The sequence below is a fragment of the Burkholderia sp. MSMB1459WGS genome, from assembly GCF_001534535.1.
Taxonomy (GTDB): domain Bacteria; phylum Pseudomonadota; class Gammaproteobacteria; order Burkholderiales; family Burkholderiaceae; genus Burkholderia.
Map to the genome: position 1 here is coordinate 81289 of NZ_LPMU01000033.1, position 26488 is coordinate 107776.

18 protein-coding genes and 1 pseudogene are annotated in these 26488 nt (G+C 69.4%); 6 read left to right on the forward strand and 13 right to left on the reverse strand.

What is annotated here, in order from left to right; genetic code table 11:
* Positions 1-5 precede the first annotated feature (5 nt).
* The gene (locus WT97_RS13190) at positions 6-1619 is read right to left on the reverse strand and encodes an MFS transporter (protein ID WP_060353589.1); all 1614 of its coding nucleotides are present in this window, start codon (positions 1617-1619) and stop codon (positions 6-8) included.
* A gap of 155 nt (positions 1620-1774) precedes the next feature.
* Between WT97_RS13190 and WT97_RS13195 the strand changes: the two genes are divergently transcribed.
* Positions 1775-2659: a LysR family transcriptional regulator gene (locus WT97_RS13195; protein ID WP_059503204.1), complete on the forward strand. Its 885-nt coding sequence runs from the start codon at positions 1775-1777 to the stop codon at positions 2657-2659.
* On the opposite strand, the gene eutC is transcribed toward WT97_RS13195, so the two are convergent.
* From eutC to WT97_RS13215, 4 genes are all read right to left on the reverse strand, one after another.
* Positions 2652-3449 carry an ethanolamine ammonia-lyase subunit EutC gene (gene eutC / locus WT97_RS13200; protein WP_059503203.1) on the reverse strand — a complete coding sequence of 266 codons (798 nt, stop codon included), beginning with the start codon at positions 3447-3449 and terminating at the stop codon, positions 2652-2654. The genes WT97_RS13195 and eutC overlap by 8 nt on opposite strands.
* The gene (locus WT97_RS13205; protein ID WP_059503200.1) at positions 3446-4843 is read right to left on the reverse strand and encodes an ethanolamine ammonia-lyase subunit EutB; all 1398 of its coding nucleotides are present in this window, start codon (positions 4841-4843) and stop codon (positions 3446-3448) included. Before WT97_RS13205 ends, eutC begins: the two co-directional genes overlap by 4 nt.
* Before the next feature lie 106 nt (positions 4844-4949).
* Positions 4950-6362 carry an ethanolamine permease gene (gene eat / locus WT97_RS13210; RefSeq protein WP_059503198.1) on the reverse strand — a complete coding sequence of 471 codons (1413 nt, stop codon included), beginning with the start codon at positions 6360-6362 and terminating at the stop codon, positions 4950-4952.
* Positions 6363-6549: 187 nt separating this feature from the next.
* Positions 6550-8013, reverse strand: coding sequence for a mechanosensitive ion channel (locus WT97_RS13215; protein ID WP_059791237.1), 1464 nt, complete (start codon positions 8011-8013; stop codon positions 6550-6552).
* Between the two features lie 277 nt (positions 8014-8290).
* Between WT97_RS13215 and WT97_RS13220 the strand changes: the two genes are divergently transcribed.
* Complete coding sequence (locus tag WT97_RS13220) at positions 8291-9172, forward strand: GyrI-like domain-containing protein (RefSeq protein ID WP_060353603.1); 882 nt, start codon at positions 8291-8293, stop codon at positions 9170-9172.
* Between the two features lie 90 nt (positions 9173-9262).
* Here the strand turns inward: WT97_RS13220 and WT97_RS13225 are convergent, their stop codons facing one another.
* Both WT97_RS13225 and WT97_RS13230 read right to left on the reverse strand, forming a co-directional pair.
* Complete coding sequence (locus tag WT97_RS13225) at positions 9263-9652, reverse strand: zinc ribbon domain-containing protein (protein WP_060353590.1); 390 nt, start codon at positions 9650-9652, stop codon at positions 9263-9265.
* 10 nt (positions 9653-9662) lie between these two features.
* Entirely contained in the window at positions 9663-12179 is a 2517-nt protein-coding gene (locus WT97_RS13230) for a heavy metal translocating P-type ATPase (protein WP_060353591.1), read from the reverse strand.
* 81 nt (positions 12180-12260) lie between these two features.
* Between WT97_RS13230 and cadR the strand changes: the two genes are divergently transcribed.
* Together cadR and WT97_RS13240 are read left to right on the forward strand one after the other, a co-directional pair.
* A complete protein-coding gene (gene cadR, locus WT97_RS13235; protein ID WP_060353592.1) occupies positions 12261-12692 on the forward strand; it encodes a Cd(II)/Pb(II)-responsive transcriptional regulator in 432 nt (143 codons plus the stop codon).
* 68 nt (positions 12693-12760) lie between these two features.
* A complete protein-coding gene (locus tag WT97_RS13240) occupies positions 12761-13333 on the forward strand; it encodes a PadR family transcriptional regulator (RefSeq protein ID WP_059503192.1) in 573 nt (190 codons plus the stop codon).
* Positions 13334-13377: 44 nt separating this feature from the next.
* On the opposite strand, the pseudogene WT97_RS13245 reads toward WT97_RS13240, so the two are convergent.
* The 4 genes and pseudogenes from WT97_RS13245 to WT97_RS13260 all read right to left on the reverse strand — a co-directional run bounded on the left by WT97_RS13245 (position 13378) and on the right by WT97_RS13260 (position 17702).
* Positions 13378-14807: pseudogene (locus WT97_RS13245) on the reverse strand (FAD-binding oxidoreductase).
* Between the two features lie 15 nt (positions 14808-14822).
* A complete protein-coding gene (locus WT97_RS13250; RefSeq protein WP_006477297.1) occupies positions 14823-15611 on the reverse strand; it encodes an ABC transporter substrate-binding protein in 789 nt (262 codons plus the stop codon).
* A 60-nt stretch (positions 15612-15671) separates the two neighbouring features.
* Complete coding sequence (locus WT97_RS13255) at positions 15672-16826, reverse strand: pyridoxal phosphate-dependent aminotransferase (RefSeq protein ID WP_060353593.1); 1155 nt, start codon at positions 16824-16826, stop codon at positions 15672-15674.
* Between the two features lie 207 nt (positions 16827-17033).
* A complete protein-coding gene (locus tag WT97_RS13260) occupies positions 17034-17702 on the reverse strand; it encodes a TetR/AcrR family transcriptional regulator (protein ID WP_060353594.1) in 669 nt (222 codons plus the stop codon).
* A 120-nt stretch (positions 17703-17822) separates the two neighbouring features.
* On the opposite strand from WT97_RS13260, the gene WT97_RS13265 reads away from it, so the two are divergent.
* Entirely contained in the window at positions 17823-19475 is a 1653-nt protein-coding gene (locus WT97_RS13265; protein WP_060353595.1) for an acyl-CoA dehydrogenase family protein, read from the forward strand.
* A gap of 51 nt (positions 19476-19526) precedes the next feature.
* Complete coding sequence (locus WT97_RS13270; protein ID WP_060030410.1) at positions 19527-21035, forward strand: class I adenylate-forming enzyme family protein; 1509 nt, start codon at positions 19527-19529, stop codon at positions 21033-21035.
* A gap of 124 nt (positions 21036-21159) precedes the next feature.
* Here the strand turns inward: WT97_RS13270 and WT97_RS13275 are convergent, their stop codons facing one another.
* Positions 21160-22299, reverse strand: a complete 1140-nt coding sequence (locus WT97_RS13275) for a branched-chain amino acid ABC transporter substrate-binding protein (RefSeq protein ID WP_034209639.1) — start codon at positions 22297-22299, stop codon at positions 21160-21162.
* An 84-nt stretch (positions 22300-22383) separates the two neighbouring features.
* Positions 22384-26316, reverse strand: coding sequence for a trifunctional transcriptional regulator/proline dehydrogenase/L-glutamate gamma-semialdehyde dehydrogenase (putA, locus tag WT97_RS13280; RefSeq protein ID WP_060353596.1), 3933 nt, complete (start codon positions 26314-26316; stop codon positions 22384-22386).
* Positions 26317-26488: the final 172 nt, after the last annotated feature.

Below are 26488 nucleotides of genomic sequence, written 5' to 3' on the forward strand. Positions count from 1 at the left end.
CAACGTCACCGCCCGTGCGTCTGCGCACCGGCCGGTTCGACCCGGCTGCGTGCCGACGTATCGGCGTGCGCGCGGCCGTCCGCCTCGTCACCCGTTTCGTCGGCGGCCGGCCGTCCGCCGAGAAACCCGAACACCACCGCCGCGCACAGCACCGTGACGACGGCCAGCCCGTTCAGCAGCCGGTCGAACGCGTGCGCGTAGCTCGCGATCAACGCCGCACGGCCGACGGCCGGCAACGCGGCAGCCGCGCCCGCGAGATCGCCGGTCGCAAGCCGCGCGGCGGCCCGCAGCGTCGCGTCCGGCGTGCCGGCCGCCCCTGCCGCGTGCGCCAGCCCCGCTTGCGCGAGCGCGGCCAGCACCGCGCCGACGATCGCCAGCGCGATCCCCTCGCCGGCCACGCGCGTCGTGCTGAAAATGCCCGTCGCCATCCCCGCGCGCTCTTTCGGCACGACGCTCACCGACAGCCCGTCCATCAGCCCCCACGGCATGCCGGCGCCGACGCCGATCGCGAGCATCGGCGCGATCGCCGCCGGCCCCGCGCCGCCGCGCAGCGCGATGCCGAGCCATACGAGCCCGGCCGCCGCGACCAGCAGCCCGAGCCCCGAAATCACGCCGGCCGACAGCCAGCGCGTGAGCGTCGCCGCGCCGAGCGGCACGACCAGCATCGGCGCGGAGATCGCGAGCATCAGCCAGCCCGCGTCGATCTCGCTGAAGCCGTCGATGCCGATGAAGCGCAGCGGCAGCACGACGAGCAGCACGATGTAGCAGCAGCAGGTCGACACCGGCAGCACCTGCACGCCGACGAAGCGCGCGATGCGGAACAGCGACAGGTCGAGCATCGGCCGCGCGACGCGCGTCTCGATCGTCACGAATGCACACGCGCCGAGCGCCGCGCCGGCCAGCAGCGCGATCACGAGCGGGCTCGACCAGCCGCGCGCGGGCGCCTCGATCACGCCGAACGTGAACAGCGTCAGCGCGGCCGTGAACGCGGCCGTGCCGGGCCAATCGAGCCCCGTCGCGTGCGGATCGCGCGACTCGTGCATGCGCGGCAGCCCGAACGCGAGCGACAGCACGCCGGCCACCGCGCTCGTCACGAAGATCGCGCGCCAGCCGTAATGCCCGATCAGGCCGCCGGCGAGCACGGGCCCGAACGCGAGGCCGATCCCGAACGTCGTGCCGAGCAGGCTGAATGCACGCGTGCGCGCCGCGCCGTCGAACTCCTGCGCGAGCGCGGCCGTGCCGCCGGCCAGCGCCGCGGCCGCCGCGAGCCCTTGCGCGGCGCGCAGCAGATCGACCGCGAGCATCGACGGCGCGAACGCGAGCGCGACCGACATCAGCGTGAAGCCGCCGACGCCGATCGCGAACAGCCGCTTGCGGCCGAACTGGTCGGCGAGCGCGCCCGACGCCATCAGGAAGCTGCCGAACGCGAGCATGAACGCGTTGGTGATCCAGTTCATCGCAACCGGGCTGCCGTGCAGGTCGCGGCCGATCGCCGGCGTCGCGACCGCGCCGCCCGAAAACGACAGCGGCAGCGCCACCGCGGCCATGCAGACGGCGGCCAGCACCCACGCGCGCCGGCGCGCCGCCAGCGCCGAATTGGCCGAAACAGGGTGATCCATCATCGCTCCTTCAAAAGCCGGCGCGGATGCGCCATCGGAGCGACAGAAGATAAATCGGATTCAATCCGCGAAAAACCACGCGAAGTTCCGCATATAACGGACTAAAATTCCGCAATTCACGTGGCCGCGTGCGTCGCCGCACGCCGTTCGATTCAATGGAAAACCTCACCGGCATCGTCGCATTCGTCCGCACCGCCGAAGCGCTGAGTTTCGTCGCGGCCGGCCGCGCGCTCGGCATCTCGGCGTCGGCGGTCGGCAAGACCATCGCGAAAATGGAGCAGTCGCTCGGCGTACGGCTGTTCAACCGCACGACGCGGCGCGTGACGCTCACCGACGAGGGGCGGCATTTCTACGAGCGCTGCCAGCGCATCCTCGAGGATTTCCGCGACGCGGAGGCGACCGTGACTGCGTCCGCGCAGCGCCCGCGCGGCAAGCTGCGCGTGAGCCTGCCGGTGATCGGCTACCGCTTCCTGCTGCCGGTGCTGCCCGAATTCCGGCAGCGCTATCCGGACGTCGAACTCGATCTCGATTTCAACGACCGGATGGTCGACGTCGTCGAAGGCGGATTCGACGCGGCGATCCGCAGCGGCCCGCTGTCCGATTCGAGCCTGATGTCGCGGCGGCTCGGCCCGTTCGCGTTCGTGCTGTGCGCGACGCCCGCGTATCTCGCGCAGGCCGGCACGCCGCGCACGCCGCGCGACCTCGACGCGCACGACTGCGTGCGCTACTGCTTCCCGACCACCGGCAAGCTGCAGGACTGGGCGCTCGCGGCCGACGACGGCACGCCGCTCACGCTGCGCACCGCGATGACCTGCAACAACATGGAGGCGCTGCGCGGCGCCGTGCTCGCGGGGCTCGGCATCGGCTACATGCCCGACTTCCTCGCGCGCGACGCGCTCGAACACGGCGCGCTCGTCACCGTGCTCGACGACTACCGGATCGCGCCGGGGCAGTTCTCGATCGTGTGGCCGTCGAGCCGGCAGTTGTCGCCGAAGCTGCGCGTGTTCGTCGATTTCCTGTGCGAACGGCTGTTCAGGTAGTCGCGCCGATCCGCTCCGCTTCAGCCGGCGGCGGCAGCGCGTCGCTGTCGTCCTTCAGCCCGACGCCCGTCAGCCCGAGGCGGCGTGCATGCGTCATCAGGTAATGCAGCTTGTGCGCGGCGGCCGCGTGCGGCAGCCCTTCGGGCCGCACGTTCGAAATGCAGTTGCGCAGCGCGTCGTGACAGCCGACCTTCGGCGCCCACGTCAGGTACACGCCGAGGCTGTCCGGCGAGCTGAGCCCGGGCCGTTCGCCGATCAGCATCGCGACCACCTTCGCGCGCAGCAGCTCGCCGATCTCGTCGCCGAGCGCGACGCGCGCCTGCGTCGCGACCACCACCGGGCCGATCCGCCAGCCGTCCGCGTCGAGCCGCGGCCGCACGGCCTGCAACAGCGGCAGCGCCTGCTTCGCGGCCGCGAACGCCGACAGCCCGTCGCCGACCACGAACACGACATCGGGCGCATCGTCGAGCGCCGCCCCGTAGCCGGCCAGCAGCCCGCGGCTGTCGTCGGACAGCTTGCGGCCGAGATCGGGCCGGCGCAGGTAATGATCGCGGTCCGGCGCGGCGCTCTGCACGCCGAGCGTCGGCAGCAGGCCGGCCGCCTCGATCTCGCGCCGCAACGCGTCCACGTCGAGCGGCTGGTGCACCGCGTCGCGCGCCTGCGCATGCGACAGGTTGAAAGCCAGCAGCGGCGCGGTCGGCAAGCTGTTGCCCGCGCGGCCGAGCGCGATCCGCGCGTTCGTGAACGACTTCAGCTGCGCCCACGGGTTCTTCTCGACGGCGTCGCTCATGCGGACACCCCCATCCAGTCGTTCGCGCCCGCGAGCAGCGGCACGCGTGCCGTCGCCGCGCGCAGCGTGCCGTGCGCGTCGGCGATCTCCATCGTCTCCAGCCATTCCTCGAACTCGGGCGCACGGCGCAGGCCGAGCACCTCGCGCACGTAGAGCTGGTCGTGGAACGACGTGCTCTGGTAGTTCAGCATCACGTCGTCCGCGCCCGGAATCCCCATGATGAAGTTGATGCCGGCCGCCCCCAGCAGCGTCAGCAGCGTATCCATGTCGTCCTGGTCGGCTTCCGCGTGGTTCGTGTAGCAGATGTCGCAGCCCATCGGCACGCCGAGCAGCTTGCCGCAGAAGTGATCCTCGAGCCCCGCGCGGATGATCTGCTTGCCGTCGTACAAGTATTCGGGCCCGATGAAGCCGACCACCGTGTTCACGAGGAACGGCTCGAACTTGCGCGCGACCGCATACGCCCGCACCTCGCAGGTCTGCTGGTCGACGCCGTGGTGCGCGTTCGCCGACAGCGCGCTGCCCTGGCCCGTCTCGAAGTACATCAGGTTGTCGCCGACGGTGCCGCGCCTGAGCGACAGCGCGGCCTCGCGCGCCTCGCCGAGCAGCGCGAGCGAGATCCCGAAGCTCGCGTTCGCCTTCTCGGTGCCCGCGATCGACTGGAACACGAGGTCGACCGGCGCGCCCTTCCCGATCGCCGCGATCGTGTTGGTCACGTGCGTGAGCACGCACGATTGGGTCGGCACGCCGTAGCGTTCGCGAAAACCGTCGATCATCGCGAGCAGCTTCACGATCGCCGCGAGGCTGTCGGTCGCGGGGTTGATGCCGATCATCGCGTCGCCGCAGCCGTACATCAGCCCGTCGAGCATCGATGCGGCGATGCCCTTCACGTCGTCGGTCGGGTGGTTCGGCTGCAGCCGCACCGACATCCGGCCGGCCAGCCCGACCGTGTTGCGAAAGCGCGTGACCACGCGACGCTTGCGCGCGGCCGCGATCAGGTCCTGGTTGCGCATCAGCTTCGACACGGCCGCGACCATCTCGGGCGTGAGGCCCGGCGCGATCCGTTCGAGCGCGGCGCCGTCGGCGGCGGGCGACAGCAGCCAGTTGCGGAAATCGCCGACGGTGAGATGCGAGATGTCCGCGAACGCCTGCGCGTCGTGATCGTCGATGATGAGGCGCGTGACCTCGTCGTCTTCATACGGGATCACGGCTTCGTTCAGGAACGCCTTGAGCGGCACGCCCGCGAGCGCGATCTTCGCGGCGACGCGCTCCTCCTCGCTCGCCGCCGCGACGCCGGCGAGCTGATCGCCGGAACGCAGCGGGCTCGCCTTCGCGAGCAGCGTCTTCAGGTCCGCGAAGCGGTACGTGCGCGGACCGATCGTCTCCGTATAGGACATCGTTCGAATCTCCTTGCCAAAAGCCGACGGCGCGCCCGTTCGACGGGGCGCGCCGGATGCCGTCAGGAACGGCCTTTCATGTTCGCCTGCACCGTCGTCACCGCGTTCACTCCTCCAGCAGCGCGTCGCCGGGCGCGCTCGCGCGCTGCGCGCGTGTCGCGAGGAAGTACGCGTAGCCGAGCGCGACGAACGCGACGAACACCATCGCCACCAGCCCGTTGAAGTACACCATCGTGCCGAGGCAGACCAGCGCCGCCAGGATCGCGAATGCCGGGAAGATCGGGTACAGCGGCGCGCGGAACGGCCGCGCCATGTTCGGCTGCGAGCGGCGCAGCTTGAACAGCGACGCCATGCTGACGATATACATCACGATCGCACCGAATACCGACATCGTCACGATGTTCGCGGTGAGCGTCTGCCCGCCGAACTGGATCAGCTCGTCGCTGTAGATCGCCGCGATGCCGACCACGCCGCCCGCGAGGATCGCGCGATGCGGGGTCTTGAAGCGCGGATGCACCTTCCCGAGCCACTCCGGCAGGTAGCCTTCGCGCGCCAGCGCGAAGATCTGGCGCGAATAGCCGAGGATGATCCCGTGGAACGACGCGACGAGCCCGAACAGCCCGAGCCACACGAGCATGTGCATCCAGCCGCTGTTCGCGCCGACGATGTACTTCATCGCCTGCGGCAGCGGGTCGTTGATGTTCGCGAGCTTGGTCCAGTCGCCCGCGCCGCCGGCGAACACCATCACGCCGATCGCGAGCGCCACGAGGGTCAGGATCCCGGCCACGTATGCGATCGGAATCGAGCGCTTCGGGTTCTTCGCCTCCTCGGCGGCCATCGCAACGCCTTCGATCGCGAGGAAGAACCAGATCGCGAACGGGATCGCCGCGAACATCCCGTGGAACGCGCCCAGGCTGAAGTGATCGGCGCCCGACCAGCCGCCCTTCGTGAAATTGCTCCACGCGAAGCCCGGCGACACGACGCCCATGAACACCAGCAGCTCGAAGATCGCGAGCAGCGTGACGACGAGCTCGAAGGTCGCGGCGATCTGCACGCCGACGATGTTCAGCGCCATGAACACGAGATACGCGCCCATCGCCGCGTGTTTCGGTTCGAGCCCCGGAAACTGCACGTGCAGGTACGCGCCGATCGCGAGCGCGATCGCGGGCGGCGCGAACACGAACTCGACCAGCGTCGCCGCGCCGGCCAGATAGCCGCCGGTCGGGCCGAACGCGCGGCGCGCATACGCGAACGGGCCGCCCGCGTGCGGGATCGACGTCGTCAGCTCGGTGAAACTGAAGATGAAGGTGGTGTACATCGCCGCGACGAACAGCGCGGTGATCACGAAACCCAGCGTGCCGGCGCTCGCCCAGCCGTAGCTCCAGCCGAAGTATTCGCCGGAAATCACGAGGCCGACCGCGATGCCCCACAGTTGCCAGGTCCCGAGCGTCTGCTGCAGCGCGGGCTGGCCGGGCGACCTGGCGCCGGCGGCGGGCCGGCCATTCGACTCTGCTTTCATCGGACTCTCTCCTCAAAGGCGCCGGGCCTGCACGCCCGCGCGACTGAGAATCGATGCTAGAGAGTCATTAAACGACGTGTTATCGAAATTCGGCAAAGATCGCGGCTGACGTTTCGCTTGCGAAAACGCCGGCCGCGCGCGTGGCCGCGCCGATCCGGCCGCGCGACGCGGGCCGGATCGGCCGTGCTTACTGGCCGCCGCCGCGCTGGTTGAACCAGCGGTCGAGCAGCTTGCCGGCCGCCTCGCGGCCGCCGAGGCCGAACGACAGCGCGACCGCCACCGCGATCGCGCCGAGCACGAGGCCGAACGCGAGCTGGACGATTTCGTTCGCGATGCCCATCGCGCGCAGCCCCATCGCGAACACGAGGCCGAGGATCGCGAATTGCGCGATGCGCGCGAACAGCACGCTGTGCTCGCGGTCGGCCTGCTCGATCACGCGGCGCGCGAGGCCCGCGAGCCACACGCCGATCACGAGGATCACGCCGCCCATCAGCACGTGGCCGCCGAACTCGATGAACAGCGTGACGACGTCGCGCACCTGCGAGAAGCCGAGCCGGTTCGCGGCCTCGACCGACGCGAACAGCATCGCGAAGAACACGATCAGCCGCGCGACCAGCACCGACGGCTGCAGGATGCCCGAGAACACGCGCTCGACGCCGAGCACGGCCGGCAGCCCGTCCGCGCCGGCGGCTTCCAGCAGCTTCTGCGCGAGCGACGCGACGAAGCGCGCGAAGTAGAACGTGGCGAGCACGATCACGATCGCCGCGACGATGTCCGGCACCGCGCCGAGGAACTGGTTCAGCATGTTGGTCGCGGGAATCGAGATCGCGTCGATCTTCAGCGCGTCGAGCGCGGAGATCAGCGTCGGCACGAACACGAACACGTAGACGATCGTGCCGATCAGGCTCGACACGCGCACGGGCGTCGGGCTGTCGATCCCTTGCGTGAGGCGGTCGGCGCCGGCGGCCACCAGCAGGTTCGTCACGAGGCCGCGCAGCACGCGCGCGACGATCCAGCCGACGAAGCCGATCACCGCGGCCGCGAAGAGGTTCGGCACGATCGCGAGCAGCTTGTCGACCATCCCCTGCACCGGCGAGAGCAGGCCCGACAGCGCGAACGACGCGAGGATCGCCGGCAGGAACATCAGGATCACGAGCCAGAACAGCACGTCGCCGAGATAGCCGCTCATCGGCTGCATGCCGGCGCCTTCGGCCAGCTTGTCGTCGATCTTGCTCGCCTTCAGCGCGCGGTTCGCGAGGCTGCGCAGCAGCGACGCGATCAGCCACGCGATCAGCGTCAGCGCCGCGCCGCCGATCAGGTTCGGCAGGTAGTTGACGATGTGCGTGACGAGCAGCGAGAACGGATTGGAGACCGCGTACAGGTTGAGCACGTTGAAGATGCCCACCGCAGTGACGAGCAGCACGAGCCAGAACAGGCCGCCGGCGATGATGCGTTCGACGCACGCGCCCTGGCCGGTACTTTCGTTGATCCGCTGATCGACCTTCAGTGCGTTGAGCAGGCGCAGCGCGCCGGCCCGCACCGCCACGGCGATCAGCCAGCCGATCACCAGGATGCCGATCGCGCCGGCGATCTTGGGCAGGTATCCGCCCAGCGTGGTCTGCAGCGACGTGATGAAGCTGGAAGCATCCATTTCTTCTTCTCCCGAAAACGTGGTGGTGCGATTGAACATCGACGAACGACCTGCGTACTTCGAAAAAGCGTGCTGCCCCGTCCGAGCAACTTACCCGAGAAAAATGACGCAATCACCCGATTTCACCGTCTTTAACTTTAGTTCTAGATTGCAGCAGGGCAAGACCCTATTTCGATGAAATAGAAAGGGAGCGGATTTCGGACCGCTACGCATTTCCGCAAGATTTGTCCGTTCGGGCCGTGCTACCGTGGCGTCGGTTCTTGCCCCGGACACGCCGATGCCCCCAGCCGAAACGAAGACCGAGCCGCCCGCGTGGGTCCGCTACGCAGCGAGCGTGGCGCGCGTTCACGCGTATATCGGCGCGCATCTCGACGGCCCGCTCGACCTGAACCGGCTTGCGGAAATCGCGTGCCTGTCGCCGTATCACTGGCAGCGCGTCTATCGCGCGCTGTACGGCGAGTCGATCGTGTCGACGGTGCGGCGGATGCGGATCGTGCGGGCGTCCGAGGATCTGGTCTGCACCGCGCGGCCGCTCGACGAGATCGCGCGGCGCGCGGGCTACGGTTCGACGCACGCGTTCGCGCGGGCGTTTCGCGACGTGTACGGCGTGCTACCCGCGCAGCACCGGCGCACCGGCAGCCACCGGCCGATTTATCCCCTGCAGCGAGGAGAGGAAGACATGTTCAAGCACGAGGTCGAAATCCGGCGCCTGCCGGCACTGCGCGGCTACGCGGTGACGCACACCGGCGCGTATATGAAAGTGGGCGACGCGTTCGGACGCATCGGCGCGTGGGCCGGGCAGCACGGGCTGATCGGCCCGGGCGCGAAGATGATCGGGATTTTCTACGACGATCCGGACACGACGCCCGAAGCGCAGTTGCGCGCGAAAGCGTGCTGGATGCCGGCCGACGGCGCGCCGGACGTGGCGCCCGCGCCGCCGGTCGAGCGGGTGACGATCGCCGGCGGCGAATACGCGGTGCTGCTGCATACGGGGCCGTATGCGGACCTGAAGACGGCCTACCAGTGGCTCTACGGCGACTGGCTGCGTCACTCGGGCCGCGAAGCCGCCGATGCACCGCCGTTCGAGCTGTACCTCAATACGCCGATGGACACGGCGCCGGCCGACCTGCTCACCGAAATTCACCTGCCGCTGCGCTGAGCGACGGGCCGGTGCGTTTCGTTCGCCGGCCGTCGAATGAAACGCGCCGGCCCGTGCGTATGCGCGGCCGGCGCGAACTCGCGGAGAGGCTTAAGCCGCCTGCGTCCCGCAACCGGGACAGAACCGCGCGTCGGCCGCCAGCGCCGCATGGCAGCGGCTGCAGGCCTTGCCGCGTTGCGCCGCGCCGCACTGCGCGCAGAAGCGCGCGTCTGCCGCGTTGAGTGCACCGCAGCCCGCGCACGCGAGCTGGCTCAGCGGCATGTTGCCACCCTGGCCGCCTCGCCCGCCACGGGTATCGGCCGGCGCCTGCCAGCCCCAGCCGTGGCGATCGCGGCCGCGCGCATCGTGGCCGCCATGGCCGCCCGGGCGCGACCCGCCGTGATATCCGCCGTGATGCCCGCTACCGGGGCCGCCGGGGCTGCCCTCACCCCGGTTTCCGCCGTGGCCGTGGCCGCCGAAAATCCGTTTCAGAAAGCCCATCGCCCGCTCCTCAACGCGCGGCCCGGGCGCTGCCGAACGCCCCTGAGGACGACAGCAGCCGCAAGCCGTTGGCCACGACGAGCAGGCTCGCGCCCGCGTCGGCGAAGACCGCCATCCACATCGTGCCGAGCCCCGCGACCGTCAGGCCGAGGAACACGACCTTCACGCCGAGCGCGAAGCCGATGTTCTGCACCAGCACGCGGTGCGTCGCGCGCGACAGCCGCACGAACGCGGGAATCTTGCGCAGGTCGTCGTCCATCAACGCGACGTCGGCCGTCTCGATCGCCGTGTCGGTACCCATCGCGCCCATCGCGAAGCCGATGTCGGCGCGCGCGAGCGCCGGCGCATCGTTGATCCCGTCGCCGACCATCCCGACCGCGCCCGCGCCGCCCGCCGACAGTTCCTCGACCGCCGCGAGCTTGTCTTCCGGCAACTGGTTGCCGCGCGCGTCGTCGATGCCGGCCTGCCGGGCGATCGCCTGAGCGGTATGCGGGTTGTCGCCCGTCAGCATCGCGGTGCGGATGCCGAGCGCATGCAGATCGGCAATCGCGTCGCGGCTCGTGTCCTTGATCGTGTCGGCCACCGCGAAGAGGCCGAGCACGCGCGTGTCGTCGACCAGCACGACGACGCTCTTGCCCTGCCGCTCCAGCGCGTCGAGCTTCGCCTCCAGCGCCGCCGAGCAGCGCCCGAGTTCCTCGACGAGCCGGTGATTGCCGAGCCAGTAGCGCGTGCCGTCGATCGTGCCGCGCACGCCGCGCCCGACGATCGCTTCGAAGTCCTGCACGTCGGCGAATGCCGTCGTGCCGGCGTCGCGGGCCGCGGCGGCGAGCGCCTGCGACACCGGGTGATCGGAGCGCGCGGCGAGGCTCGCGCCGAGGTGCCGCACGCGCGCCGCATCGGCGCCGTCCGCATGCACGTCGAAGTCGGTCTGCACCGGCTTGCCGTGCGTGATCGTGCCGGTCTTGTCGAGCGCGAGCCACGCGAGCTTGCGCCCTTCTTCCAGATAGACGCCGCCCTTCACGAGAATCCCGCGCCGCGCGGCCGCCGCGAGGCCCGACACGATCGTCACCGGCGTCGAGATCACCAGCGCGCACGGGCACGCGATCACGAGCAGCACGAGCGCGCGGTAGACCCAGTCGTGCCACGCGCCGCCCATCACGAGCGGCGGCACCACCGCGACCAGCAGCGCGACCGCGAACACGATCGGCGTGTAGACGCGCGCGAACTGGTCGACGAAGCGCTGCGTCGGCGCCTTCGCGCCCTGCGCTTCCTCGACCGCGTGGATGATCCGCGCGAGCGTCGAGTTGGCCGCAACGGCCGTCACGCGGTATTCGAACGAGCCCGATTCGTTGATCGTGCCCGCATACACCGCGTCGCCGGTCGTCTTTTCGACGGGCAGGCTCTCGCCGGTGATCGGCGCCTGGTTGACGGTCGAGCGGCCCGCGACGACTTCGCCGTCCAGCCCGATCCGCTCGCCCGGCTTCACGCGCACGACCGCGCCGAGCGCGACCTGCGCGGCCTCGATCGTGCGCCACGCGCCGTCGGCCTGCCGCACGGTCGCGGTATCCGGCGCGAGCCGCATCAAGCCCTGGATCGCATTGCGCGCACGGTCGAGCGACTTCGCCTCGATCAGCTCGGCGATCGTGAACAGCACCATCACCATCGCGGCTTCCGGCCACTGGCCGATCGCCATCGCGCCCGTCACCGCGATGCTCATCAGCGCGTTGATGTTCAGGTTGCCGTTGCGGATCGCGATCCAGCCCTTCTTGTACGTGGTGAGCCCGCACGCGAGCACCGCGGCGAGCGCGAGCGCCGCCGACAGCCACACCGGCAGCCCGGCCCAGGTCGCACCTTCGGACGCGAGCGCGGCGACGCCGGCGAGCGCCAGCGGCCACCACGGCTTCGCGGGCGCAGCGGCGGCGCGCGCCGCCGGGGCGCCGGCCGTGGCGGCCTCCGGCGTCATGCCGAGCGTGCGGATCGCGCCTTCGATCGCCGGCTGCGCACCGGGCACGTGCTCGACGGTCAGCATCCGCTGCATCAGGTTGAATTCGAGCGCCGACACTTCGCGCATCCCGCCGAGCTTCTTGCGGATCAGCGTTTCCTCGGTCGGGCAGTCCATCTGCATGATCCGGAACGCGGAGCGCACGTGGCCCGACGCGGTCGCCTGCGCGACCGGCAGCGGCGCAAGCGTCAGCGAGGCCGGCGCGCAGCATGCGCCGGCCGCGTGGTCGTGGTCGTGGTCGTGGTCGGCATGGTCATGCGCGGCGGGGTCGTGCGAGCACGTGGCGCCGTGCACGTGCTCGTCGTCGCCGGCATGGTCGTGATCGTGGTCGTCACCCGCCTCGCCGTGTGCTGCGTGAGCGTGCGCGTGGCCGCGGTCGTGGTCATGGCCGTGTGCGCGCTCGCCGGCCGCCGGCGCCGCGTCGGCAACGGTCGCCGTCTGCGTGTCGCACGAATCGGCGCAGCAGGCATCGGCGCCGTCGGCCTGACGGTGTCGCGGGTCGTGGGGACGCTGGGCGTCGGTCATGACAACCTCCTTTGTGGCTTGACGGTGTAGAGTTAACACCCTGAAGCCACTACAAGGTCAACCCTTGCACGGGAGAAAGGCATGAAGATTGGCGAACTGGCCAAAGCGGCCCGCTGCACCCCCGAGACGATCCGTTTCTACGAGAAAGAGGGGCTGATGCCGGACGCGGAGCGCACCGATTCGAACTACCGCAACTACACCGACGTGCACGTCGAACGGCTGCGCTTCATCCGCAACTGCCGCGCGCTCGACATGGCGCACGACGAAATCCGTGCGCTGCTGCAACTCACCGACACGCCGGCCGAGCGCTGCGATTCGATCAATTCGCTGCTCGACGATCACATCGGGCACGTCGATGCGCGCCTCGCGGAATTGACGCATCTGCGCGACCAGCTCACCGAATTGCGCCGCCGTTGCGTCGGCGAGCATTCGGTCGAGGATTGCGGAATCGTGCACGGCCTCGCGACGATGGAAACCGTCGCGCCCGCCGCGAAGCGCTCGCACCTCGGCTGAAATCCTTGTCAAACAAGATACTCTGATTAAGAATAGTTATATTCTTACTAGATATATTTTAACTATTCATGTCTACGAGCCGCCCGTCCCCGCTCGCGCTGGCCGTCCTTGCGACGCTCACCGAAACGCCGATGCATCCGTACGGGATGCTGCAGCAACTGAAGGCCCGCGGATACGACGAAGTCGTCAACGTGCGGCAGCGTACGAGCCTGTACCAGACGATCGACCGGCTGTTGCGCGACGGGCTGATCGCCGTGCACGACACCGAGCGCGACGGCGCGTTTCCGGAGCGCACGCTGTATGCGCTGACCGAAGCCGGGCACACGGCCGGGCAAGCGTGGTTGCATACGCTGCTCGCGGAGCCCGCGCGTGAATTCCCGGCGTTCGGCGCCGGCCTCGCGTTCCTGCCGTTGCTCGACGCGGAAGATGCGCGCCATCAGCTCGAACTGCGAATCGCACGGCTCGACGCCGAGCGCGAGCGGCTGGAAGCGCTGCGCGCCACCGCGCAGGCCGACCAGGTGCCGCGCCTGTTCCTGCTGCACAACGAACATGCGCTCGTGCTGCTCAATGCGGAACTCGACTGGGCGCGCAGCGTGGTCGAACACCTGAAGATCGGCGCGCTGCGCTGGGTGGACGGCTGACGCGTCGCGCCGGCCGCTTCCCGTCGGCAACGGGAATCGCCCCGTCAAAGCACCTTGCCGGGATTCAGGATCCCGCGCGGGTCCAGCGCGGCCTTCAGGCGCCGCATCAGCCCGATTTCCGCGTCGCTGCGCGTGTGCGCGAGATAAGGCCGCTTGAGCACGCCGATCCCGTGCTCGGCCGACACCGAGCCGCCCATGTCGCGCACCACCGCATACACGCAGTCGTCGATCGCATCGGCGTGCGCGGCGGTCATCCCGGCCAGCGACACGCCGATATGCACGTTGCCGTCGCCGACATGGCCGAAGAACAGGCACGTGAGCGCCGGCCAGCGCGCCCGCAACGCCGCCTCGCAGCGTTCGGCGAACGCGCCGAGTTCGCCCGTCGGCAGACTCACGTCAAAGTTGACGAGATGGGGCAGCGCATCGATCGCAAGGCCTTCGCGCAGCGTCCACAGATCGCGCGCCTGCCGCTCGGAGCTCGCGAGTACCGCATCGTCGACGAGCGCCGCATCGAACCCCTCGGCCAGCGCCGTTTCGAGCGCATGGCGCGCATCGCCGCCCGGCGCGCTCGTCGCGCATTCGATCAGCACCGCGAAACCGCCGTCGCCGACGAACGGCGCCGACACGCCCGGCGTATGACGCGCGACGTAGTCGTAGAACGCCGGCCACATCGCCTCGAAGCTGACGACCTCCGGCAGCGCGCGCACGCGGTTCCACAGCCCGACCACCGCATCGTAGTCGCGCCGCGGCAGAGCGCCGTGGCCGGCGCCGCGAGCAACGGATGCAGCCGCAGCACCGCGCGCGTGACGACGCCGAGCGTCCCTTCGCTGCCGACGAACAGTTGCTTCAGGTCGTAGCCCGCGTTGTTCTTCAGCATCCGGTTCATCGACGACACGACCGTGCCGTCCGCGAGCACGACCTCGAGCCCGAGCACCTGCTCGCGCATCATCCCGTAGCGGATCGCGCGCGTCCCGCCCGCATTGGTCGCGAGCATGCCGCCGATCTGGCACGAGCCGCGCGCACCGAGATCGACGCCGAACGTGAAGCCCGCCGCTTGCGCGGCGTCCTGCACCGTCTGCAGCGGCGTGCCCGCGCGCACGGTAATCGTGCCGGCCGCCGCGTCGAGCGCTTCGATGCCGGCGAAGCGCTCCATCGACAGCACGACCTCGCCGCCCAGCGCGACCGCGCCGCGCGCGAGCCCCGTCAGCCCGCCTTGCGGCACGACCGGCTGGCCGAGCCGCGTGCACGCCGCGAGCGTGCGGGACACGTCGTCGACGCTGCGCGGGCGCACCAGCGCACGCGGCCGCACGCCGGCCGGCTCGTTGTACGCGGTGAAGTAATGCGGATCGATATCGGCTGCGCGCGTGACGAGCGCGTCGCCCAGTTCGGCGGCGAGCACGGCATCGACGGCATCGCCCGGCTGCGGCATGCCGTCCGGTTCGCGGCCCGCCGCGCTCGGGTTCGGGGTCGGCATCGTGCGCGGCCCCGCTTACTTCGTCGAAATGTCGATATCGCCGAAATACTTCAGGCCGAGCGACTTCACCGTGCCGTCCGCCTTCAGCTTGTCGATCGCCGCGTCGAGCTTCGCCTTCAGCGCATCGTCACCCTTGCGCAGGCCGAACGCGATGCCGCTGCCGAGAATCTTGTCGTCGTGCACCGGCTGCCCGACGAACGAGAAGCCCTTGCCGTCCGGGCGCGACAGGAAGCCGCGCTGGCCGGACGGCGCGAGCACGAGCGTCGCGTCGAGGCGGCCCGCCACCAGATCCGCATACGCCTGGTTCTGGTCCTGGTACGCGACGACGGCGACGCCGGCCGGCTCCCAGTGCGCCTTCGCGAAGGTTTCCTGGATCGACGCCTGCAGCACGCCCACGCGCTTGCCCTTGAGCGACTCCGGCGTCGGCAGCAGGCCGCTGCCGGTGCGCGCGATCAGTTGGGTCGGCACGCGATAGATGATCGTCGTGAAATCGATCGCCTGGCGCCGTTGCTCGGTGGCGTTCATCGCCGAGTTGATCGCGTCGAACTTGCGGCCCTTCAGCGCCGGAATCAGCCCGTCGAACGAGGTCTCGACCCATTTGCACGACAGCTTCGCCGTCTGGCAGACGGCATTGCCGACGTCGATGTCGAAGCCCTGCAGGTCGCCGTTCGGCGCCTTCGATTCGAACGGCGGGTATTGCGCTTCGAGGCCGAAACGCAACGTCGGCGCATCGGCGAGCGCCGCGCCGGAGCCGATTGCGCACGCGAGTGCGAACGCGAGTTTCAGGGTGGCCGTGTGTTTCATCGTGATCTCCTGTGTCTGGTCGATGCGGGACGCCCGTCGCCGGATGCCCGTCCCCATTTTTTACAGCGAACGCAGCCGCCGCGCGCCTTCGACCAGCGTCGCGTCGTCCTTCGAAAAACTGAGCCGGATCACGCCGGCGTCGGTGCCGTCGGTATAGAACGCCGACAGCGGAATCGTCGCGACACGCGCGTCGCGGATCAGGCGCAGCACGAAATCGCTGTCGCTTTCATCCGAGAAGTGGCGAAAGCGCGCGAGCATGAAGAACGAGCCTTCGCTCGGCAGCAGCTCGAAACGCGAATCGGCCAGCTCGCGCGCGAGCAGGTCGCGCTTGGCCTGGTAGAACGCCGACAGGCCGAGATAGCTGTCCGGCCGCGCGAGAATCTCCGCGAACGCGACCTGCATCGGCGTGTCGGCCGAGAACACCATGAACTGGTGCACCTTGCGGATCTCGTCCATCAGCTCGGCCGGCGCGAGGCAATGGCCGACGCGCCAGCCGGTCACGTGGAACGACTTGCCGAACGACGACACGATCACGCTGCGCTCGGCCAGCTCGCGGTGGCGCGCGACGCTCTGGTGTCGCGCGCCGTCGAACACGACGTGCTCGTAGACTTCGTCGGACAGCACCACGATGCCCGTGTCGCGCGTGATCTGCGCGAGCCGCTCGAGATCGTCGGCGGAGAACACCGTCGCGGTCGGGTTGTGCGGCGTGTTGATGATGATCATCCGCGTGCGCGGCGTGACGGCCGCGGCCACCTCGTCCCAGTTCACGCGAAAATGCGCGGGCGACAGCTTGATCGCGACCGGCGTCGCCCCCTGCAACCGCACGATCGGCGCATAGCTGTCGAACGACGGCTCGAAATAGATGACCTCGTCGCCGGGATGCACGAGCGCGCTGATCGCCGCATAAAGCCCTTCGCTCGCGCTCGCGATCACCGTGATCTCGGTTGCCGGGTCGTAGCGCGCGCCGTACAGCGCCTCGGTCTTCTCGGCGAGCCGCTCGCGCAGCGCGATCACGCCGGCCATCGGCGCGTACTGATTGTGGCCGTCGCGCATCGCGCGCGCGACGCCTTCGACGAGCGCCGGATCGGGCGCGAAATTGGGGGCGCCCTGCGACAGGTTCAACGCGTCGTGTTGAGCAGCCAGTTGGCCGATCACCGTGAAGATCGTCGTCCCGACGTCGGGCAGTTTCGAACGGGGCGCGGTGGCGCTTCGCATGACTCCTCCTCCTGATGTCCTTCGGGCGGGCCGCGCCATGTGCGGGCCTGCATCTGCCGCATGATTTAGCCCCAGCCAATATCGATGGACAATCGAAAGTTCGTCATGGCGGCCATGCATTTTTCTCATGGCCTGCGGCGATAAGCCCTCGACGGCAAGGCCCGCCCGGGCGCCCGATATGCGGATCGGGCATTTCCCTACGGCACGCTACGCGTACGCTGCCGCGAGGTACGCGAGCAGCACGGCCCGCAGTTCGCGGCGTTGCGCGGCGAAATCGAGCGCCGGCCCGAGCGTCAGCAACGCCTGCGACAGCCCGCCGTAGCAGATCGTATGGGCCATCCGCGCGAGCCCGTCGAGCCGCACGGCCGGCGGCGGATCGGCCGCGTGGGCGAGCGCGTCGCGCCACAGCGCGACATAGGCGTCGTAATGCCGGCGATAGGCGGCCAGCGGCGACACCTGCCGCTCCAGCACGAACAGCGCGCTCCACAGCGCCGCGTCGGCGGCGATCGTATCGACCTGGAGGTCGACCAGCGCGGCGGCGAGCTCGGCCCGCGGCGCGCCGCGCAACCGCTGCACCGTGTCGCGCAGCCGGTCGGCCAGCGCCAGCACGCGGCGGTGGATGCAGAGCGCCGCGAGGCTCTGCTTGTCGCCGAAATACTCGTAGAAGGTGCCGATGCTCACGCCTGCGACGGCCGCGATCTCGCGGATCGTCGCCTTCGCGTAGCCGCGTTCGAGCAAAAGCTGAACGAACGCCTGTTGCAGCGCGTCGGAGCTCGCCTGCGCGCGCGACTGGCGCGGCCGGCGGCGCAACGCGGGCGCGGGTTGCGCCGCCGGCGAGCCGGGCGGCGCCGGAACCTGAACATGTCGCGGCGGCATATTTGCTACTCTGAATTCAGCAGGGAATACGTTTCACCGGAAGCCGGAACCCGCGCCGACGCGCCCTCCGTGCGGCACGACGCCGGCCGACCGCGAAGCATGAGACCGGAGACCATCGCGATGACCGACTCGACTCACGCCGTCACGAACCAGTTCGACGAACTCGTCGACTATAACCTCTTCGCGACGGATCTCGCGTTGCGCGACGCGCTCGCCCGGGCGGGCGCCGACTGGGCCGTGCCGCAGCTCGACGCGTACGGCGCGTGGCTCGGCAGCGCCGACGCCGCGCGGCTCGCCGACGAAGCGAACCGCCACACGCCGGAACTGAACGCGTTCGACCGGCGCGGCCGACGCATCGACCGCGTCGATTTCCACCCTGCCTGGCACGCACTGCTCGGCCGGTATCGTCACGAAGGCTTCGTGTCGCTCGCATTCCGCGACGCGCGCCGCGGCCGCTGGGCCGCGACCGCCGCCGGCTTCTACCTGCACGGCCAGATCGAGGCCGGCACGCTGTGCCCCGCGACGATGACGCAGGCCGCGATCCCCGTGCTGCAGAAGGAGCCGGCGCTGTGGGACCTGCTGCGCGACAAGCTCTACAGCGACGACTACGATCCGCGCGACGTGCCGGTCGCCGACAAGCGCGCGATCTGGTTCGGCATGGGCATGACCGAGAAACAGGGCGGCTCCGACGTGCGCGCGAACACGACGCTCGCCACGCCGGCCGGCGCGGGCGGGCGCGGCGGCGAATACCGGCTGCGCGGCCACAAGTGGTTCTTCTCCGCGCCGATGTGCGACGCGCACCTCGTCGTCGCGCGCACCGAAGCCGGCGGCCCGTCGTGCTTCTACGTGCCGCGCTGGCGGCCGGACGGCACGAAGAACGCGGTCGAGATCCAGCGGCTGAAGAACAAGGTCGGCAACCGCAGCAACTCGAGCAGCGAGATCGAGCTGAACGATGCATGGGGGATCATGCTCGGCGACGAAGGCCGCGGCATTCCGACCATCATCGAGATGGCCACCTATACGCGACTGAACTGCGTGCTCGGCAGCGCGGCGATGCTGCGCCAGGGCGTCGTGCAGGCGATCGCGTACACGCGCCGGCGCCACGCATTCGGCCGCGCGCTCGCCGAGCAGCCGCTGATGCGTACCGTACTCGCCGATCTCGCGCTGGAGAGCGAAGCGGCGCTGTCGCTCGCGATGCGGCTCGCCGACGCGTTCGAGCGCGACGACTCGCCGCGCGAACGCGCATGGAAGCGGATCGTCACGCCCGCCGCGAAATTCTGGGTCTGCAAGCGCGCGGTCGAGCTGACCGGCGAGGTGATGGAAGTGTTCGGCGGCAACGGCTACGTCGACGACGGCCCGATCGCACGCCTCTTCCGCGAGGCGCCCGTCAATTCGATCTGGGAAGGCTCAGGTAACGTGATGTGCCTCGACGTGCTGCGCGCGGTATCGCGCGAGCCCGACGCGGCCGCCGCGCTGTTCGACGAACTGGCCGGCCTCGGCGCGGGCGAACCGCGCATTCGCGCGGCGCTCGACGCGTTGCGCGCGATGCTCGCCGCCCCGGCCGACACGCTCGAAGCGTCAGGCCGCGTGTTCGCGCAACGGCTCGCGATCGTCGCGCAGGCGTGCCTGCTGCGCCGCGATGCGCCGGCGGCCGTCGCCGACGCGTTCGTCGCGACGCGGCTCGCCGCGCCCGACTGGGGCCGCGTTGCGGGCGGCTTCGATCCGCACGCGATCGACGTCGCCGCGCTGCTGCAACGCGCGTACCCGGCCTGACCCCAGCCCGCTCACCCGAATCCGCAGTCGTCCGCCCGCCCCGGAGCCTCGATGAACCTCGTCGCCGCCCTCGACCGCGCCGCCCGCGCAACGCCCGACAAGCCCTTCCTCGTCAACGAATCCGCGACGATCACGTATGCGGTCGCACGCGAGCGTTCGCACCGCGCGGCGGCCGTGCTGAGCGCGCTCGGCGTCGCGGCCGGCGATCGCGTCGCCGCGATGTGCTTCAACACGCCGGCCTTCGTCGACCTGATGTTCGGCGCATGGCGCCTCGGCGCGGCATTCGTGCCGATCAACCACAAGCTGCAGGCGCCGGAAGTCGACTACGTGCTCGAACACAGCGGCAGCAAGGCCCTGCTGTTCGACGTGGCGCTCGCGCCGGTGGTCGAGCGCATCGTGCATCCGGCGCGGCGCCTCGTGACCGAGGGCGAACTCGACGGCGTGCCGAACTTCGACACGATGTGCGCGACGATGGACGGCCTCGCGGGCATCGAGCCGGCCGACGACGACATCGCGCAGATCCTCTACACGTCCGGCACGACCGGCCGCCCGAAGGGTTGCGTGCACAGTCATCGCACGGTGACGCTCGCGGCGATGCAGGCGGCGCTCGCGACCGGGATCGGCCGCCACGAGCGCACGCTGATGGCGATGCCGATCTGGCATTCGTCGCCGCTGAACAACTGGTTCGGCGGCACGCTGTACGCGGGCGGCACCGTCGTGCTGCTGCGCGAATACCATCCGCTGCGCTTCCTGCAGACCGTCGAGCGCGAGCGCGTGACGCTGTATTTCGGCGCGCCGGTGTCGTATACGCTGCCGCTCGACACGATCGACGGCTTCGCGGCATTCGACCTGTCGAGCGTGCGCGCGTGGCTGTACGGCGGCGGCCCGATCGGCGCCGCGCAGGCCGAACGGCTCGCCCACGCGTACCGCAGCCACGCGTTCTTCCACGTGTACGGGATGACGGAAACCGGGCCGGCCGGCACGACGCTGTATCCGGACGAGCAGATCGCGAAGGCCGGCTCGATCGGCCGCCAGGGCGGCCCGGGCGTCGACCTGCGGGTCGTGCGGATGGACGGCGTCGATGCGCGGCCGGGCGAAACCGGCGAGATCTGGCTCAAGGCCGACAGCATGATGCTCGGCTATCTCGACGACGCGGCCGCGACGCGCGCCGCGTTCGCGCCGCACGGCTGGTATCGCACCGGCGACCTCGCACGGATCGATCAGGATGGCTATCTGTTCATCGTCGACCGGCTGAAGGACATGATCGTCACCGGCGGCGAGAACGTCTATTCGAAGGAAGTGGAGGACGTGCTCGGCGCGCACCCGGACATCGCCGAGGCGGCCGTCGTCGGCGTCCCGCATCCGGACTGGGGCGAGACGGTCGTCGCGCACGTCGTGTTGCGGGCGAACGCGGCGCCCGATGCGGATGCGCTGCGCACGTTCTGCGGCGAGCGGCTCGCCGCGTACAAGGTCCCGCGCGAATTCACGTTCGTGCAGGCGCTGCCGCGCACACCGACCGGCAAGCTGCAGAAGTTTTTGCTGCGCGTGCGCGGCGAGTAGCCCCGCTCGCGCCGATAAAAAAAGCCACCGGGTCGTTATTACGGCCCGGTGGCTTTTTCACGTGCCTGAACGGTCGGGCAGCGGCCTTCGCCGCCACCCGCGAATCAGAACATCAGCAGCCTGCTTACTTCCCGCCGATGCTCTTCAGCGGCTTCCAGTCGCCCTTCTCGACCTTGTACATCGTGATGCCGCCGTTCTTCAGGTCGCCCTTCGCGTCATACGCGACGTGCGTCGACGTGACGCCGGCCATGTCGGTCTTCGCGAGCACCGGCAGGTACTTCGCCGGATCGGTCGAATCGGCCTTCTTCATCGCGTTCAGCATCGCCATCGCGCCGTCGTACGCGTACGGCGAGTACGTCTGCACGTCTTCGCCGAAGCGCTTCTTGTACTTGTCGGCGTAAGCCTTGCCGCCCGGCATTTCTTCCAGCGGCAGGCCGGCCAGCGACGCGATCGTGCCTTCGGCCGCGGCACCCGCGATCTTCAGGAACGTCGGCGTCTTCACCATTTCGCCGCTCATCAGCGGTGCGGTGATGCCGAGCGCCTTCATCTGCTTGACCATCGGCGCTGCCTGCGAATCCGCGCCGCCGTAGTAGACGAGGTCCGGCTTCGCCGCCTTCAGCTTCGTCAGAATCGCCTTGAAGTCGACTGCCTTGTCGTTCGTGAATTCACGGTCGACGATCGTCGCGCCGCCGGCCTTCGCGGCCTTCTCGAACTGGTCGGCGAGACCCTGGCCGTAGGCCGTGCGGTCGTCGACGATCGCGATCTTCTTCATGCCGAGATCCTTCGACGCGAACGTGCCGGCCACCGAGCCCTGCTGCGTGTCGGACGTCATCATGCGGAAGGTCGTCTTGTAGCCCTGCTGCGTGTATTCCGGCGCCGTCGCCATCGCGATTTCCGGAATGCCCGCGTTCGCGTAGATGCGCGATGCGGGAATCGTCGTGCCCGAGTTGAAGTGGCCGAGCATGCCCTTGATGCCGTCGTCGACCAGCTTCTGGGCGACCGTCGTGCCCGTACGCGGGTCAGCCTGGTCGTCCTGCGTGTCGAGCACGAACTTCACGGCCTTGCCGCCGATCTTCGGGTTCGTCGCGTTGAAGTCTTCCAGCGCGAGCACGATCCCGTTCTGCATATCCTTGCCGTAGTGCGCCTGCGCGCCCGTCATCGGCCCTGCGTAACCGATCTTCACGTCATCCGCATGGGCCGTCCCCGCCAGCGACATGACCGCGACGAACGTCGCGCCTGCCACCTTTTTCATCGTGTGTTGCATAGCATCTCCTTGGTACCAGGGTAAATGGAGCGGCTTCGGGATCGCCTTGCCGCTTCCTTTGTTTGATCCGAACGGCAAGGATGATCAGCCGATCGTCATCAAATTCGCATTGCCGCCCGCCGCGGCCGTGTTCACGCTCACCGAGCGCTCCGTCAGGAGCCGTTCGAGCGCGTAGTCCTCCGCGTCGCCGTTCTCGAACGCGCCCACCGACACGCCCTGCACCGACACGATCGGGCCCGGCCGCTGCGCGACGTCCTTCACGAGCGTCTGCAGCTCGTCGCTGTCGCCTTCGAACAGCACCGCGTCGAACGGCGCGTCGGCCTGCTTGCGCACGGCCGCGTGCGCCTTCAGCGACGCCGGCAGCGCGGCAACCAGCGCCTCGCCCGCCGCACCGGCGAACAGCGCGCGGTTGCCCGTCGCCAGCACCGCCGCGAACTGCGCACGCGCGCCGCCCGGCGTGGCCGCGACACACAGCACCGTGCCGCGCGGGCCGAGTGTATACGTGTTTCGCTCGCCCGTCGGGCCGGTCAGCACGGCGGTCGCGCCGGCCGGCACCTGCGCGAGATAGCCGTCGCAACGCGCGGCCAGCGCCGGCTCGCGCTGCTCGATCAGCCAGTCGCGCAGCGTCGTGAGCGCCGCCGCCGGGTTGCCGCGCGCATCGCTTTCGGTCGCGCCGTCCGCCATCAGCGACTGCGCGAGCGAACGCGGCAGGCCCGACGGACGCGTCGCGAGCAGGCGCTGCAGGTACAGCGCGCCGCCGGCCTTCGGGCCCGTGCCCGACAGCCCCTCGCCGCCGAACGGCTGCACGCCGACCACCGCGCCGATCACGTTGCGGTTCACGTAGATGTTGCCCACGTGCGCATTCGAGATCACGTGCGCGATCGTCTCGTCGATCCGCGTGTGGATACCGAGCGTGAGCCCGTAGCCGGTCGCGCGGATCTGCTCGAGCAGCTTGTCGAGCTGGTTGCGGCGGTAGCGCACCACGTGCAGCACGGGGCCGAACACTTCGCGCTTCAACTCGTCGATGCTGCCGATCTCGATCAGCGTCGGCGGCACGAACGTGCCGTGCGCGCAGGCATCGGGCATCGGCAGTTGCGTAACCGCGTGGCCCTTGTCCTTCATCGCCGCGACGTGCGCGTCGATCGTCTGCTTCGCTTCGGCGTCGATCACCGGGCCGACGTCGGTCGACAGCCGGTCGGGGTTGCCGAGCGCCAGCTCGTGCATCGCGCCCTTGAGCATCGTCAGCGTGCGGTCCGCGACGTCGTCCTGCAGACACAGAACGCGCAGCGCCGAACACCGTTGACCGGCCGAGTCGAACGACGACTGCATCACGTCCGCGACGACCTGCTCCGCGAGCGCCGACGAGTCGACGATCATCGCGTTCTGGCCGCCCGTTTCGGCGATCAGCGGGATCGGCTTGCCATCCGGATCGAGGCGCGCGGCGAGCGTCTTGTTGATCAGGCGCGCGACTTCGGTCGATCCCGTGAACATCACCGCACGCGTGCGCGGATCGGCGACCAGCGCCGCGCCGACGGTTTCGCCCGTGCCCGGCAGCAACTGCACCGCACCGGCCGGCACCCCGGCCTCGCGCAGCAGTCGCACGGCTTGCGCGGCGATCAGCGGCGTCTGTTCGGCCGGCTTCGCGAGCACCGTGTTGCCGGCGGCGAGCGCCGCGGCTACCTGGCCCATGAAGATCGCGAGCGGGAAGTTCCACGGGCTGATGCAGACCACGGGGCCGAGCGGACGGTGCGTGTCGTTCGAGAATTCGCCGCGGATCTGCGCCGCGTAGTAGCGCAGGAAGTCGACCGCCTCGCGGATCTCGGCGATCGCGTTCGGCAGCGACTTGCCGGCTTCGCGCACGATCAGGCCCATCAGCGTGTGCATCTGCGCTTCGAGCAGATCGGCCGCGCGCACCAGGCAATCGGCACGCGCGTCGACCGGCGTCGCCTGCCAGATCGGCGCGGCGGCCACCGCGTGCGCGAGCGCCGCGCTCACGTGTTCGGCCGTCGCTTCGCTGACCGTGCCGACCACGTCGCGCAGGTCGGCCGGGTTGCGCACGTCGCGCGCCGGTGCGTCGGCGAGCGCGTCGTCGGCGAGCATCGGCGCCGCGCGCCACGGATGGTGCGCGCTCGCGAGCAGCGCGGACGACAGCGACGCGAGACGGTGTTCGTTCGACAGGTCGAGGCCCATCGAGTTGGGACGCTCGTCGCCATACAGGTTGCGCGGCAGCGGGATCTTCGCGTGCGGCGCGCCGAGCGGCACGACCTTCGATGCCTCGTCGACCGGATCGGCGACCAGCTCCTTCACCGATACCGTCTTGTCGGCGATGCGGTTCACGAACGACGTGTTCGCGCCGTTTTCCAGCAGACGGCGCACCAGATACGCGAGCAGCGTCTCGTGCGTGCCGACCGGTGCGTACACCCGGCACGGACGGTTCAGCTTGTCGCGGCCCGTGACTTCCTCGTACAGCGGCTCGCCCATCCCGTGCAGGCACTGGAATTCGTACTGGCCCGGGTAGTAGTTCTGGCCGGCCAGGTGATAGATCGCGGCCAGCGTGTACGCGTTGTGCGTCGCGAACTGCGGATATACGGCGTCCGGCGCCGCTAGCAGCTTCTTCGCGCACGCGAGGTACGACACGTCGGTGTAGATCTTGCGCGTGTAGACCGGATAGCCTTCGAGGCCGTCCACCTGCGCCCGCTTGATTTCGGTATCCCAGTACGCGCCCTTCACGAGGCGGATCATCAGGCGGTGACGGCTGCGGCGCGCGAGGTCGATCAGGTAGTCGATCACGAACGGGCAGCGCTTCTGGTAGCCCTGCACGACGAAGCCGATGCCGTTCCAGCCAGCGAGCTCCGGATCGAAGCAGAGCGCCTCGAGCAGGTCGAGCGACAGTTCGAGGCGGTCGGCCTCTTCCGCGTCGATGTTCAGGCCGATGTCGTAGCGGCGCGCGAGCAGCGCGAGCGCGCGCACGCGCGGCAGCAGCTCGCTCATCGTGCGGTCCTGCTGCGAGCGCGAGTAGCGCGCGTGCAGCGCCGACAGCTTGATCGAGATGCCCGGGCCTTCGTAGATGCCGCGGCCGCCGGCCGCCTTGCCGATCGCATGGATCGCCTGTTCGTACGATGCGTAATAGCGCTGCGCATCCTCTTCGGTCGTCGCCGCTTCGCCGAGCATGTCGTACGAATAGCGGAAGCCGCGCGCTTCGTACTTGCGGCTGTTCGCGAGCGCCTCGGAAATCGTTTCGCCGGTGACGAACTGCTCGCCCATCAGACGCATCGCCATGTCGACGCCCTTGCGGATCAGCGGCTCGCCGCCGCGACCGATCAGGCGCGTGAGCGCCGACGACAGGCCCGCTTCGCTGTTGGTCGTCACGAGCTTGCCGGTGATCATCAGCCCCCAGGTCGCCGCGTTCACGAACAGCGACGGCGCGTGGCCGACGTGCGAACGCCAGTCCCCCTTGCTGATCTTGTCGCGGATCAGCGCGTCGCGCGTCGCGCGATCGGGAATGCGCAGCAGCGCTTCGGCGAGGCACATCAGCGCGACGCCTTCCTGGCTCGACAGCGAGAACTCGTGGATCAGCCCTTCGACGCCGCCGCCCGAGCTCTTCTCGCGCAGCGCCTCGACCAGCTTCGTCGCGAGCGCCTGCACGTCCGCCTGCAGGTTCGCGGGCAGACGCGCCTGGCCGAGCAGGAACGGCACGCATTCCGGTTCCGGACGGCGGTACGCGGCCGTGATCGCCGCGCGCAGCACCGATTGCGGCTGCACGTTCTGCGCGAACTCGAGGAACGGATGCGGCGAGTTGTCGTCGTCGCTGTCCGCGGCCTGCCCGTCGGCGAGCTCCGTCACCCCGCTGTGGCCCGACAGCTCGGGCGGCAACTGGCCGTGCTCGATCCGCTCGAGATACGCGAAGATCGCCTGCTTGATCAGCCAGTGGGGAGTGCGCTCGAGACGCGCGGCGGCGTCCTTGAGGCGCGAGCGGAGAAGATCGTCGACTTTGACGCCGAGAGTCGTGCTTGCCATGGTGGGTTCGTGCGCCGGTGCGAGCCCGGCTGTGTGGTGTAAGAGGATGCGCGAAATCCTACGGCACGCAATAAAAAGGTGCAACCAAATCGAGAGATAGGTTGCACCCATAAGTTAGTCAATATAATCAGACACTTATGCAGTTGCAACCTAGGGGTTGCCCGTGGTCTCG

Bases quoted from the DNA above. Each gene is read 5' to 3' on its own strand.
- WT97_RS13190 (WP_060353589.1), bottom strand. From the start codon at position 1,619: ATGGATCACCCTGTTTCGGCCAATTCGGCGCTGGCGGCGCGCCGGCGC.
- WT97_RS13195 (WP_059503204.1), top strand. From the start codon at position 1,775: ATGGAAAACCTCACCGGCATCGTCGCATTCGTCCGCACCGCCGAAGCG.
- eutC (WP_059503203.1), bottom strand. From the start codon at position 3,449: ATGAGCGACGCCGTCGAGAAGAACCCGTGGGCGCAGCTGAAGTCGTTC.
- WT97_RS13205 (WP_059503200.1), bottom strand. From the start codon at position 4,843: ATGTCCTATACGGAGACGATCGGTCCGCGCACGTACCGCTTCGCGGAC.
- eat (WP_059503198.1), bottom strand. From the start codon at position 6,362: ATGAAAGCAGAGTCGAATGGCCGGCCCGCCGCCGGCGCCAGGTCGCCC.
- WT97_RS13215 (WP_059791237.1), bottom strand. From the start codon at position 8,013: ATGGATGCTTCCAGCTTCATCACGTCGCTGCAGACCACGCTGGGCGGA.
- WT97_RS13220 (WP_060353603.1), top strand. From the start codon at position 8,291: ATGCCCCCAGCCGAAACGAAGACCGAGCCGCCCGCGTGGGTCCGCTAC.
- WT97_RS13225 (WP_060353590.1), bottom strand. From the start codon at position 9,652: ATGGGCTTTCTGAAACGGATTTTCGGCGGCCACGGCCACGGCGGAAAC.
- WT97_RS13230 (WP_060353591.1), bottom strand. From the start codon at position 12,179: ATGACCGACGCCCAGCGTCCCCACGACCCGCGACACCGTCAGGCCGAC.
- cadR (WP_060353592.1), top strand. From the start codon at position 12,261: ATGAAGATTGGCGAACTGGCCAAAGCGGCCCGCTGCACCCCCGAGACG.
- WT97_RS13240 (WP_059503192.1), top strand. From the start codon at position 12,761: ATGTCTACGAGCCGCCCGTCCCCGCTCGCGCTGGCCGTCCTTGCGACG.
- WT97_RS13250 (WP_006477297.1), bottom strand. From the start codon at position 15,611: ATGAAACACACGGCCACCCTGAAACTCGCGTTCGCACTCGCGTGCGCA.
- WT97_RS13255 (WP_060353593.1), bottom strand. From the start codon at position 16,826: ATGCGAAGCGCCACCGCGCCCCGTTCGAAACTGCCCGACGTCGGGACG.
- WT97_RS13260 (WP_060353594.1), bottom strand. From the start codon at position 17,702: ATGCCGCCGCGACATGTTCAGGTTCCGGCGCCGCCCGGCTCGCCGGCG.
- WT97_RS13265 (WP_060353595.1), top strand. From the start codon at position 17,823: ATGACCGACTCGACTCACGCCGTCACGAACCAGTTCGACGAACTCGTC.
- WT97_RS13270 (WP_060030410.1), top strand. From the start codon at position 19,527: ATGAACCTCGTCGCCGCCCTCGACCGCGCCGCCCGCGCAACGCCCGAC.
- WT97_RS13275 (WP_034209639.1), bottom strand. From the start codon at position 22,299: ATGCAACACACGATGAAAAAGGTGGCAGGCGCGACGTTCGTCGCGGTC.
- putA (WP_060353596.1), bottom strand. From the start codon at position 26,316: ATGGCAAGCACGACTCTCGGCGTCAAAGTCGACGATCTTCTCCGCTCG.